Source organism: Brevundimonas sp. MEB006b (genome assembly GCF_030209705.1).
Classification (GTDB): Bacteria; Pseudomonadota; Alphaproteobacteria; order Caulobacterales; family Caulobacteraceae; genus Brevundimonas.
On the sequence record NZ_JARVRL010000005.1, the window covers coordinates 96683 to 109652 of the forward strand.

Here is a 12970-nt window from a genome sequence, read left to right on the forward strand (position 1 = left end):
AGGGACCGCGCGTCACGACTTGACCCGGCGCGACGTTTCGCCGTCTGTGCGCCCATGTTGAAGGACCTGTTCGTCACCACCCTCGCGCTCAGCCTGATCATCGGCTTGCGCTATCTGCTGGTCGGCGTTGTGACTCATGGCTTGCTGTGGGGCGGAGCGGGACGGGGGCGTCAGCTGAACCACAGGCCGCCGGCGCCGAAACGCATCCGCGCCGAAGTCATCGCGTCCTTGATCGCGTGCCCGATCTACGCCTTGCCGGCCGCAATTGTCATCGAACTCTGGAAGCGCGGCGGGACGGCGATCTACGACGATATCCATGCCTGGTCGCTATGGTGGCTGCCCGCCAGCTTCATCGTCTACATGCTGGCCCACGACGCCTTTTACTATTGGGTCCACCGCGGACTGCACCATCCGCGCATCTTCCCCTGGGCCCATGCCGAGCATCATCGGTCGCGCGATCCCAGCGCCTTCGCCTCCTTCGCCTTTGATCCGGCCGAAGCGATCGCCACAGCCTGGTTCCTGCCGGCCCTGACCCTGTTCATCCCCATTCATTGGGGCGTAGCGCTGGCGCTGCTCACCCTAATGACCGCAACCGCCGTACTAAATCACGCAGGCCGAGAAATCTGGCCCGCGTCCTGGCTGAAACGCGCCCCGCTACGCTGGATGATCACCGCCACCCATCACGACGCGCACCACAAACGCTTCAACGGCAACTATGGCCTGTATTTCCAGATGTGGGACCGATGGGCAGGCAGCGAGATTTCTTCCGCTCGAAGGAAGAGAGGCTGAGACGCCACCGCTTTGAACCCGGATGGTCGTGCGTTCTCAGCGGAAGTCAGCGGGTTTTAGGCCATGCCGCTGCAGCTTGTCGTACAGCGTCTTTCTCGGAACCTGCATTTCGCCGAGCACTGCGGATATGTCCCCACGATGGGACTGTAGCGCGTCGCGCAGCAGTTCGCCTTCGAATCGGTTGACGCGGTCGGGAAGGCTCAAGCCTTCATCGGGCGGGCGGATCGTGTCGTCGAGCGACAAGGCGACGCGTTCGGCGAAATGCGCCAGTTCGCGGATATTGCCGGGCCAGTCGGCCTCAACCAACAGGCGTCTTACGCTGTCGCTTATTGTGGGCGTATCAACGCCGTGGCGGTCCGCAGCGCGACGCAGGAAGTGGGCGAACAGCAGGGGAATATCTTCTCGCCGTTCCCGCAGAGGCGGTACGCGGAGCCGCACGACGTTCAGACGGTAATAGAGGTCTTCGCGAAAGGCGCCGGCGCGCGCGGCTTCGCCCAGATCGATCTTTGACGACGCCAGGACACGCAAATCTAAGGCGCGGGGTTCGTTGGCTCCGATCGGATGGACTTCGCGTTCTTCCAGGACACGCAGAATCTTGACCTGAACGGCCAGAGGCATGCTCTCGACCTCGTCCAGAAACAGTGAGCCGTTGTGCGCCCGTTCGACGTGCCCAACCCGGCGGCGCAAGGCTCCGGCGAAGGCGCCGAGTTCGTGTCCGAACAGTTCGCTCTCGATCAGCCCATCAGGCAGGGCGCCGCAGTTGACGGCGACGAAAGGCGACAATCGTCGTCGGCCGCCGTTGTGCAGGGCGCGCGCAACGGCCTCCTTTCCTGTCCCGGTTTCGCCTTCGATCAGCACGTCCATCCGGGCGTCGGCGATCTGAGCTATGGTGGCGCGGAGGGCGGCGATGGCGCGCGACGATCCCGCCAGGGGCAGTTCCTGCCCGCTGTCCGACGCCATAGCCAGCAGCCGGCGGTTCTCCAGCACCAGGCCGCGTTTTTCCAGCGCGCGGTTCAAGCTGTCCTGAAGGCGCTCAAACGGAAAAGGCTTGGCGACGAAGTCGTAGGCTCCGTCCTTCATCGCTGCGACGGCGTCGGTGATGTCGCCATGGCCAGTGATCATGATGATCGGCAGGGCCGCGTCCAAAGCCTGCAGGCGGCTGAGCAACTGGCGGCCATCGAGGCCGGGCATCCGCAGGTCGGTGATGACAACGCCCGGGAAATCGGCGTCAATCGCTCTCAATGCAGTTTCGGCCCCCGGAAAAGGGCGGACGTCGTAACCTTCCAAGGTGAGGCGCTCGACCAAGGCATGGCGGAAATCGGCGTCGTCCTCGATCAGAGCGATGGCAGTGGGGCGGGCGAATTCCATCACGCGATCCTCAGCGTGGCGACAAAGGTCGCTCCGACGTCCTCGTCGACCAAGTCAAGCTCGCCGCCGAAACCGGCGATCAGATCTCGACAGATGACCAGACCCAAGCCGAGGCCATTTGCGCGTGTGGTGACAAAGGGCGTGAACAGTTGGGCGCGCACAGCGGGAGGGACGCCAGGGCCATTGTCGGAAATGCTCAATCGAACACGGTCCTTATCGCGCAAGACTTTCAGCGTTAGTCGCGGCCGATCGCAGCCTTCCAGCGCTTCTGAAGCGTTCTTGACCAGATTGACGATCACCTGTTCCAGGCGAAAGCGGTCGGCGCGCACTGTGACGTCTGCGTCGCCTTCGCGGATCAATTCGACGCCGCCCTCGTCCAATCGGCCGCGCGTTAGCAGCAAGGCGCCGTAGATCGCGTCTTCCAGACGGACGATGCCGATTTTGGGATCTGACTTTCTGGAAAAGACCCTTAGGCCCTCGGTGATGGCGCCGATGCGCTGGGTCAGGTCGCTGATCCGCGCCAACGCGCCACGCGCCTTGGCGGGGTCGTCGCGGTCAAGCAGAACGCCGGCAGTCTCTGCCTGTGTCTGGATAGCGGCGACGGGTTGGTTGATCTCATGCGCCACGCTGGCGACGATCTGCCCCAAGGCGGCGAGTTTGCTGGCTTGGACCAGTTCGTCACGCAGCAGTTCGCGTGCGGTCTCGGCTCGGCGGCGTTCCTCGATCTGGCGATTAAGGGCGGCATTGGCGTCACGAAGCTCGTGGGTGCGTTCGTCGATCAGCCTTTCCAGCTCCAGCCGCGCCTCTTCTTCGGCACGGGCGCGGACAAGGGCATGATGACGACGACGCAGCAGCACGGCGATGACGCCTGCCAGCAGGGTGACAATCAGGGCCGCAAGCGCCCGTGCGGTTGCGACGGCAGTCCCAATGGATCCGCGATCCGGCGACAGCAGGTGCAGGGTCCAGCCGGGCGTTTCCGTTGGGATCCCCGCATGCATCCAGCGTTGCTCACGTCCATCGACTGGAGCCTGGATCAGACGCGGTCGATCATTGGGGGGCGTCACGAAGGGGAGGGGACGCAATGCCTCGGGTTGAAGCGTCTGATCGGTCAATGTAAGCCGCCGTCGACGTTCGTCCAGCGCTTCGGTGGTGCGGAAACGCCATGCCGGCACACTGGTGATCAGCACGACGCCGCCGGGATCGACCACATAGGCCGGCTCACCCGACGCGCGCCATTCGGCCTCGAGAGCGGCGAACTCTACCTTGACCACGACGACGCCCACGGCGGAGTCGCTCGACCCGTCAACGCGCCGCGCCAGATAAAGTCCGGGTCGGCCGGACACGGTGCCCAAGGCGAAGAACTCCGCCTGCCCCTGGCGCATGGCGTTGATGAAATAGGGGCGAAACCCATAGTCGGCGCCGACGAAACTGGTCGGCAGGCGCCAGTTGCTGGCGGCGCGGGTCCGGCCGTTGGCGTCGATGATGTAGATGGCGGCGGCCCGTGTCTGACGCGCCAAAGTCTCAAGTTTAAGGCTGACAGGATCGCCTTTCGCAGTCTGCGGGGCGCTCAGCAGGGCGGCAATGTCGGGATCGCTTGCCAACGCCAGGGGCAGGGAGCGGTGCTTTTCCAGTTCGCTGCGTAGCACGGCTGCGTGCAAGGCGGCGGCCGCCTCCGTCTGCCGAGCCAGTTCTATCTGAGCGTCACGCCGAGCAACCTCGCCTGCGCCGAAAGCCGCCAGGACGGCGATCATGAACCAGCATGCTGTCGTTACCAGCCAACGGGAGCGCCAAGGCTTTCGATCCAAGTCTATGACAGATGAATGTTGCACGTTCGCAGTGTGCGGATAATCGCACGTAAGGGCCAGTCACTTGGGTGAAAAACCGCACAGATATCTCGATCAAAGCTCCCGCTTTCATAGAAAGTGCTTGGTTATCATAAAGATGAAGACGTTCGATCAATCGCTTTCGCGGCGCTGATTCTCGTTAGAAGCTCTATCGAACGGAGCGTGGCGAAGATCGCGCCCATCGAGGAGACTGCGGGATCACCCCGCACATCAGGAGCCCTTCGTGATCTCAATACCGTCAGAGGCCGCGCCGGTCGTTCGCCGGCCGTTCTATCGACACCTGTATTTCCAGGTGCTGATCGCTATCGCGCTCGGCGCCTTGATCGGTCACTTCTGGCCGACATTCGGCGAAAGCCTGAAGCCGCTGGGCGACGGATTCATCAAACTGGTGAAGATGGTCATCGCGCCAGTGATCTTCCTGACCATTGTGACCGGCATCGCCGGCATGCGCGATCTTGGAAGCGTCGGTCGCGTCGCCGCCAAGGCCTTCGCATACTTCCTGGTCTTCTCGACTCTGGCTCTGATCGTGGGCCTGATCATCGCCAATCTGGTGCGTCCGGGCCATGGTCTGAACATCGACCCGGCGACCTTGAACGCCGGCGCCGTCGAGCAGTATGCGGCGGCCGCGCACGAGAGCACGATCGTCGGCTTCCTGATGGGCGTCATTCCCGACACGCTGGTCAGCGCCTTCTCGACCGGCAACATCCTGCAGGTTCTGTTCGTGTCGATCCTGTTTGGCCTCGCCCTGGCGTTGGTGGGAGAGCGGGCCCAGCCTGTGGTCGATCTGTTCGAGACGCTCAGCCTTGCCGTGTTCAAGCTGGTCGCCATCGTGATGAAGGCCGCGCCCATCGGCGCCTTTGGAGCCTTCGCCTTTACGATCGGCGCCTACGGCATCGCATCGATCGCCAATCTGGCCGCCTTGATCGTGACCTTCTACGTCACCGCGATCATCTTCGTCGTGGGCGTGCTGGGGCTGGTGGGCGTCGCCAACGGCTTCAACATTCTCAAGCTGATCCGTTACCTCAAGGAAGAGCTGCTGCTGGTGCTGGGCACTTCCAGTTCAGAAGCGGCTTTGCCCAGCCTGATCTCCAAGATGGAACGCGCGGGCGCCGCCAAGTCGGTCGTCGGCCTGGTCGTGCCGACCGGCTATTCGTTCAATCTGGACGGCACCAATATCTATATGACGATGGCGGCTCTGTTCATTGCTCAGGCGCTGAACATCGAACTCACCATCTGGCAGCAGATCACGCTTCTGCTGGTCGCCATGCTCAGCTCAAAAGGCGCAGCGGGCATCACAGGCGCGGGCTTCATCACCCTGGCGGCGACCCTGTCGGTCGTGCCGGATGTGCCAGTCGCAGGCATGGCGCTGATCCTGGGCATCGATCGCTTCATGAGCGAATGCCGGGCCCTGACCAACTTCATCGGCAACGCCGTGGCCACCATCGTCGTGGCCCGCTGGGAAAACGCGCTGGATCGCGACGCCCTGACGGCCGCGCTGGACGGACATCCCTTGCCGGTTGCGGCGCTGCCTGACCCTGCGGCGGGGCCTGGAGACGATCTGGTTCTCGCCAAGGACTGACGGCGAGGACGACTTTTGAATGACGGGACCGCCGACATAACGACGGCCCGGGAGGAGGAAACATGAAGATGCAATCCAAGTTCGCACTGATGGCGGGCGCGGCCTCGGCTGTCCTGCTGATCTCGGCGGGAGCGGCTCTGGCTCAGGACGCCACGCCTCAGTCCACGCCAGCGCAGGAGGGCGAGGCGGCGCAGGTCGAGGACATCGTCGTCGTCGGCTCTCAAATCCGCGGCGCCTCCACCACGGCGGCTCTACCGGTAACCGTCGTCACGCAGGAAGAAATCATCGCGACCGGCGCCGTCAGCGGCGATGATCTGCTGCGGTCCATTCCCCAGATGGGTGATGTGCTGTTCTCCAGCGCCAACAATCCTCAAACCTCGAACGCAGCGCGGGGCGACGTCAACTCGGTCAATCTGCGCTCGCTCGGGGTGGGCAACACCCTGGTGCTCTTGAACGGACGTCGGATCGTTCAGCACCCCACCAGCCAAGGGACGTCCGACACCGGCACGGTGCCGGTGCTCAGCTACAACTCCAACGCCATTCCGGTCTCGGGGTTGGAGCGGTTGGAGGTTCTGCTGGACGGGGCCGCCGCCATCTATGGCGCGGACGCCGTCGCGGGCGTCGTGAACACTGTGCTTCAGCAGGATTTCGATGGCTTGGAGATGAAGGCCCAGTACGGCGGCGCGGAGGGCACGCATCGCCGAGAGTTCACCTTCGGAATGTTCGCCGGCAAGGATTTCGAGTGGGGCAATCTGTCTGGCTTCCTCGACTACACCAACCGCACCGCCCAGCAGGCCAGCGACGAGCCCTATACCGCCTCGGACGACCGCCGCAGCCTGTTCGCCAACGTGCCGGGCTATGAGAATTCGACCGACACCGACGGGCGCTCTTCCTATACAGCCTGGGCCAACTTCCAGACGCCATTCCAGGTCCGTCGAGGCACGACGGCCCTGACGACCGGCGCCGGGGCCTTCCACAATCAGCCTTCCAGCTTTGGCTGCACCGCGCCGGTCGGCGGTGACGTCTGCTTGGCTAGTGGCAACATCAGCTACAGCGGCGCCGGCCGCGAGTTGCGCTATGACGGAGCGCGGGGCACCACCCAATCGCCGGATATCGAACGGTTGAACCTGTTCGTGTCGGGCCACTACGATCTCTACAACGGCGTCACGGCCTTTGGCGAACTCGGCTATTACACGGCATCGACCCAAAACATTCAGCCGCCGACCATCCTGCTGAACCCGCTGTGGATTCCAGCCAGCAACTACTGGAATCCGTTCGGCCCCGTCACCTTCGCCGACGGCACACGCAATCCCAATCGTCTCGCAGGCCTGACAAACGTCCCCACAGCCGGGACGGCCGTTAAGCTGGTTCGGTATCGCTTCAACGATTTGGGCGCCCAGGTGGTGGACGTCGACAACTGGCAGTCCCGATTCCTGGGCGGCCTGCGGGGCGAATGGCGCGGCTTCGATTGGGAAAGCGCGCTGCTGTATTCGGAAGCCGAGGCCACCGACAGCTCGAACGCCGTCAATCTGACCGCGCTTCAGGCCAATCTCGCCCTGTCGACGCCTGACGCCTACAATCCGTTCAGCGGCGGCTGTGTGAACGACACCAGCTTCGGCGATTGCACGCCCAGCTCTCAGGCCGCGATCGACGCCATCACGACCGACCTGACGCGGGTGTCCAAGACCACGCTGGCGCTGTGGGACTTCAAGGTCAGCCGTCCCGATGTCTTCACCCTGCCGGGCGGACCTGTCGGTATGGCCCTGGGCGTCGAGGCGCGCCGTGAGACCCAGCGTGACGACCGCGACGCTGATCTGGACGGCACCAACGTCTTCCGCGACAGCGTCTCGGGCGAGATCAGCCAGTCCAACATCGCTGCGGTCAGTTCAAACCCCGATACCTTCGGCACGCGCGAGGTCTATTCGGCCTATGTCGAGTTCGCTGTGCCTGTCGTTTCGCCGGAGATGAATATCCCGCTGGTTCGCAGTCTCGATTTCCAACTGGCCGGTCGATACGAGCACTATTCCGACTTCGGCGATGTGGCCAAGCCCAAGATCGCCATGGCCTGGGATTTGGTCGAAGGCGTACGCGTCCGGGGCTCGTATTCCGAGGGTTTCCGCGCCCCGAACCTGGAACAGACCAACGCTGCGCAGTACGGGCGTCTGTCCACCAATAACGATTACATCCGCTGCGAGGCCGATCTGCGCCTGGGTCGGATCACCAACTTCAATCAATGTTCGCAACCCGCCAGCGCCTCGCTGCTGGTATCGGGCAATCCCGAGCTTCAGCCCGAGGAAAGCACCAACCAGTCCATCGGCCTGGTGTTGCAGCCCTGGTTCATTCCCGAGCAGTTCGGCCGCTTCACCTTCACGCTGGACCGCTGGAAGATCGAGCAGGAGAAGATCGTCGGTCTGCTGGGCGCGCAGTCGAACGTCGTGCTGGACTACCTGAACATCCTGAACGGCACGCGGAACGACAACGTCAACCGGGCGGCGGTGACGGCCGACGACATCGCCTTCTTCCAGGGGAGCGGAATCACTCCCGTCGGACAGATCGTCTCGGTCGAAGACCAGTTCATCAACCTGCTGCCGCAGACGGTGGAGGGTCTCGACATCGGTCTTCAGTGGCGACTGCGCGGCACGCCCTGGGGCAACTTCCGCGCCAGCGTGAATGCGGCGCATCTGACGAAGTTTGACCGTTCTCCCGGCCCCTTGGTCGAGTCGCTGTTCGCGGCGCGTGAAGCCGGTCAGATAAACGCGAATACACCGCTGCCGATCTCTCAGACCCTGCTGGCTCGCAACGGCCGGCCAGAATGGCGGGTGACGGGCTCGTTCACCTGGTCGCAAGGGCCATGGCAGGTGGGCGCATTCACCCAATACAACAGCGCCGTCACCGAAACCGGCTTCCTCAGCGCCCAGGGCGATCCCTGGCAGGTCGATAGTCAGATCACTGGCAATCTGTATGGTCAGTATGAGTTCGGCAACAACGCTGGCTTTGCGTCCGGCACAACGGTTCGCCTGGGGGCTCGTAACATCACTGACGAGCAGCCGCCGTTGACTTCGTCGGGCTATCTGGGTGCGCTCTACAATCCCTACGGCCGCTACTGGTACGCCAACATCTCCAAGACGTTCTAAGAGAGCAGAGGCGCGATGACCGACCGTCTCGTTCGATCTCTGGGTGCGCTGGTCGCAGCCTGGGCAGGCATCGCGCCGATGACGCAGGCGCAGGAAACGCAGACGGCCGTCACGGCGGCTGTCGATCCTGCGCCCGCGCCAGCCGATTGCCCGGACTTCGTGCCGCAGCGGACGCGGTGCTGGTCGGGCAGGGCGGTTAAAGGCGGCTATTTTTGGATCGCCGTGCCTCAGGACTGGAATGGCGCCCTGATCGTTCACGCGCATGGCGGACCCCGCACCAGCGCACCAGAACCGAACGATCCGCTGGAGGACATGGAGCGGTTCTCCATGACGGTGAAGGAAGGTTTCGCCTGGGCGGGCTCGACCTATCGCCGTGGCGGCTATGGCGTACGGATGGCGGCGGAAGATACGGACGATCTGCGCCAGATTTTCTGGAACGCCTTCGGCAAGCCACGTCGAACTTTGGTGCATGGCCAGTCCTGGGGCGGCAACGTCGCGGCCAAGACGGCTGAGCTCTACGCCCGCGATGCCGAGGGACAGGTCATGTGGGACGGCGTTGTCCTGACCAACGGCGTAATCGGCGGCGGGACCCGCACCTACCGCTTTCGCGCCGATCTGAGAGCGGTGTATCAGTTCTACTGCAACAACCACCCGCTTCCGAACGAGCCCGGATATCCGCTTTGGCAGGGGCTGCCGTTAGAAAGCGATCTGAACCGGGCGCAGTTGGCGGAGCGGGTCAAAACCTGCACGGGCGTGGGCCTGCCGCTTGCTGAGAGGTCGGCTGAGCAGAAGCGCAATCTGGCGGATGTCCTGGCCGTGACGGGCGTGAAAGAGGAACAGTTAGTTCCGCATCTAGCCTGGGCGACCTTCCTGTTCCGCGACATGGTTTTGCGCCGTCTTGACGGGCTGAACCCCTTCGACAACAGCCATACGGTCTATCAGGGTTCGCACGACGACGAGGCGTTGAACGCTGGCGTTCAGCGTTTCGCGGCCGATCCGATGGGTGTGGCGCGCTTGGCCTACGACGCCGAGCTCAGCGGTCTGATCGTGGCGCCGACGCTGACGATCCACGCCAAGAACGATGCGACAGCCTTCGTCTCCAACGACGCGCTTTACAGGGAGACGGTCGCCGCGGCGGGACGATCGGACCTATTGGTCCAGACGTTCACAGACGAGTCCGAACATAGCCGCCTATCGCCGCCAGAGTACGTCGGTCTTTTCCAGGCGATGATGCGCTGGCTGGACGAGGGCGTGAAGCCGACGCCCGCTGACGTTGCCACGCTGTGTCAGGTGGCGGCTTCACGCTACGAGGACGGCTGTCATTTCGACACCACCTTCAAGCCGTCGACGGACAGCCGCCCCAACTGAAGCTGCCGCTTCGCTTCACAGCGATCTGCTCCAAACGCAACACGGCCCGCAGGCGACTGCGGGCCGTGTCTATTTGTGCGTGACCTGAAAGATCAGGCCGTCTTGGCGCGGTCCTTGTCGGAGGAGCTGCGGGCCAGTTCGCGGTTCAGCCACAGGGCCACGAGGGTGCAGATGGCGCCCGACAGCAGATAGGCGCCGGCGGCGATCAGGCCGAACTGGCTGGAGATCCACAGGGCCGCCAAGGGCGCAAAGCCCGCGCCGAATAGCCAGGCCAGGTCCGAGGTCAGGGCGGAGGAGGTATAGCGGTTCGTCAGGCTGAAGCTGGACGCCACGGGGCCAGAGGCCTGGCCGAACGACAGGCCGAGCAGGATGAAGCCGGAGATCATGAAGGTCAGCTCGCCGACCGGGCCGCCATTCAGCAGTTGCGGCGCAAAGCCCGAGAAGGCGGCGATGCCGGCGGCCGTGATCGCCAGCAAGGTGCGGCGGCCGTAGCGGTCGGCCAGAATGCCCGAGGCCAGAATGGCCAGCAGACCGAAGACCGCGCCCACCATCTCGATCAGCAGGAAGCGGACCGGCGTTTCCTTTGTGAACAGGAACACCCACGACAGCGGGAAGACGGTTACCATGTGGAACATGGCGAAGCTGGCCAGCGGAGCGAAGGCGCCGATGGCGATCTTCGGGCCTTCGTCGCGCAGGGCCTGGCTGATCGGCGTGGGCTGAAGCTCGCGCGTCTCGAACAGCTTCTGGAAGGCCGGCGTCACTACGATGCGCAGGCGCGCGAACAGGGCCACGACGTTGATGGCGAAGGCGACGAAGAACGGATAGCGCCAGCCCCAATCCAAGAAGTCAGGGGCCGACAGCGTGTTCAGGAAGAAGGCGAACAGGGCCGAGGCCACCAGCAGGCCGATGGGCGCGCCGAGTTGCGGGATCATGGCGTACCAGCCGCGCTTCTTCTCGGGCGCGTTCAGCGCCAGCAGCGAGGCCAGACCGTCCCAAGTGCCGCCCAGGGCGACGCCCTGGCCGATACGGGTCAGGGCCAGCAGCACCGGCGCCCACATGCCGATGCTCTCATATCCGGGGATGAAGGCCACAGACACGGTGGAGGTGCCCAGCAGCAGCAGGGCGGTCGTCAGCTTGGCGCCGCGTCCGAACTTGCGGTCGATGGCGATGAACAGGACGGTGCCCAGCGGCCGGGCCAGGAAAGCCAGGGCGAAGACGGCGAAGGAGAGCAGGGTGCCGCCCACCGCGCCCGCATAGGGGAAGATCAACTGCGGGAAAACGACCACCGAAGCGATGGCGTAAACAAAGAAGTCGAAAAACTCGGAAGTTCGGCCGATAATGACGCCGATGGCGATCTCGCCGGCGTCAACCTTGCCATGGCCCGTGTGAAGGGCGGCGGCGTCGCGTTCCAGCGACTCTGACGAAGGGGTCGTCGAGGCGGACATGGGCTTGGTCGCTCCGTGTGAGACTGAATTATCGGCCGTACGGCAGGTCGCCGCATTATGACCGGGCGCCCTTTGCGATGAAAGCGGCCTCGTGAGGATAGGACATATTGCCCAATGTCGTTCCTGATTGAAGCTGAGTATCCCGCCGCCTACGAACGCCAACCGTCGCGGCGCCTCCCCCTCGCCCGACGCTTTTCGATTGGATCCGCCTTGCGCCGTCTGCGCCTTCTTTTGCTCGCGCCCATCGTGGCCCTGCTGTCGGCCTGCAACCTGGTCGTCCTTAGTCCTGCCGGCGACGTCGCGTCCCAGCAGGGCGATCTGCTGATGATCTCGACCCTGCTGATGCTGATCATCATCGTGCCGGTGATGGGTCTGATCGTCTTCTTCGCCTGGAAGTATCGGGCGTCGAACAAGGAGGCCGAGGCCGACTACCGTCCCGACTGGGACCACTCCACGTCGTTGGAGCTGGTCATCTGGGCCGCGCCGCTGATGATCATCATCTGCCTGGGCGCCCTGACCTGGGCCGGCACCCACCTGCTGGACCCCTATCGTCCGATCGACCGGATCAAGCCGGGCCAGGCCGTCGAGGAAAGCGTCGAGCCGTTGCAGGTCAATGTCGTCGCGCTCGACTGGAAGTGGATGTTCATCTACCCGCAGTACGGCGTCGCCACCGTCAATGAGCTGGCCGCGCCGGTTGACCGTCCGATCCGTTTCCACATCACCTCGTCCTCGGTGATGAACAGCTTCTACATTCCCGCCCTGGCCGGTCAGATCTACGCCATGCCGGGCATGGAAACGAAGCTGCACGCCGTCATCAACCGTCCGGGCGAATACGAAGGCTTCTCGGCCAACTATTCCGGCGACGGCTTCTCGCACATGCGCTTCGCCTTCCACGGCCTGGATCAGTCCGGGTTCGACCAATGGATCGCCGGCGTGCGCCAGGGCGGCCAGACGCTGGACCGCGATCGCTATCTGGAGCTGGAAAAGCCCAGCGAGAAGGTGCCGGTCATGCGCTTCGGCGCCGTGGACGGCGCGCTGTGGGACGCGATCCTCAACATGTGCGTCGAGCCGGGCAAGATGTGTATGGGCGAGATGATGGCCATCGACAAACAGGGCGGCCTGTCCATGGCGTCGGTGCGCAACACCATGCCGCTGGTGTATGACAAATACGCCGGTCGCGGAAAATCACCCGCCTATTTTGGCTCCAACGACAGCTACGTCATGACGATCTGCACGCCGCTGCAGGCCGAGGCGGCGGCCGCCGACCGCATGCGCCGCGCCGAACTGGATACGGTCGCCGGACCGACCAGCCTGGAGCGCCTGACCGGGCAGGGGTTATCGCCCGGTCAGACACCGATGGCCTCGCTGACGACGCTGGCCCGCAATCCCTTCGCCACGGGGCCGGTTCCGACCGACGTCCGTTCTGCCCCCAACGCCTGAGCG

The 12970-nt window shown here is 64.0% G+C and carries 8 protein-coding genes; 5 read left to right on the forward strand and 3 right to left on the reverse strand.

Annotation, left to right across the window (positions count from 1 at the left end):
• Window positions 1–54 precede the first annotated feature (54 nt).
• Window positions 55–789, forward strand: a complete 735-nt coding sequence (locus QRN13_RS06860) for a sterol desaturase family protein (RefSeq protein WP_284877342.1) — start codon at window positions 55–57, stop codon at window positions 787–789.
• A gap of 36 nt (window positions 790–825) precedes the next feature.
• Here QRN13_RS06860 and QRN13_RS06865 read toward each other — a convergent pair whose 3' ends face one another.
• Complete coding sequence (locus tag QRN13_RS06865) at window positions 826–2157, reverse strand: sigma-54-dependent transcriptional regulator (RefSeq protein WP_284877343.1); 1332 nt, start codon at window positions 2155–2157, stop codon at window positions 826–828.
• Window positions 2157–3908 (reverse strand): sensor histidine kinase, encoded by a 1752-nt coding sequence (locus QRN13_RS06870; protein ID WP_284877344.1) that lies wholly within the window; start codon window positions 3906–3908, stop codon window positions 2157–2159. The genes QRN13_RS06865 and QRN13_RS06870 overlap by 1 nt, the downstream gene beginning before the upstream one ends.
• 319 nt (window positions 3909–4227) lie before the next feature.
• Here QRN13_RS06870 and QRN13_RS06875 point away from each other — a divergent pair, with 319 nt between their 5' ends.
• From QRN13_RS06875 to QRN13_RS06885, 3 genes are all read left to right on the forward strand, one after another.
• Window positions 4228–5580: a dicarboxylate/amino acid:cation symporter gene (locus QRN13_RS06875; RefSeq protein WP_502868587.1), complete on the forward strand. Its 1353-nt coding sequence runs from the start codon at window positions 4228–4230 to the stop codon at window positions 5578–5580.
• 62 nt (window positions 5581–5642) lie between these two features.
• A complete protein-coding gene (locus QRN13_RS06880) occupies window positions 5643–8714 on the forward strand; it encodes a TonB-dependent receptor domain-containing protein (protein WP_284877348.1) in 3072 nt (1023 codons plus the stop codon).
• Window positions 8715–8729: 15 nt separating this feature from the next.
• Window positions 8730–10082: a hypothetical protein gene (locus QRN13_RS06885; protein WP_284877349.1), complete on the forward strand. Its 1353-nt coding sequence runs from the start codon at window positions 8730–8732 to the stop codon at window positions 10080–10082.
• A 92-nt stretch (window positions 10083–10174) separates the two neighbouring features.
• Here the strand turns inward: QRN13_RS06885 and QRN13_RS06890 are convergent, their stop codons facing one another.
• Window positions 10175–11527 carry an MFS transporter gene (locus QRN13_RS06890; protein WP_055804843.1) on the reverse strand — a complete coding sequence of 451 codons (1353 nt, stop codon included), beginning with the start codon at window positions 11525–11527 and terminating at the stop codon, window positions 10175–10177.
• A 210-nt stretch (window positions 11528–11737) separates the two neighbouring features.
• Between QRN13_RS06890 and cyoA the strand changes: the two genes are divergently transcribed.
• Entirely contained in the window at window positions 11738–12967 is a 1230-nt protein-coding gene (gene cyoA / locus QRN13_RS06895; RefSeq protein ID WP_284877350.1) for a ubiquinol oxidase subunit II, read from the forward strand.
• Window positions 12968–12970: the final 3 nt, after the last annotated feature.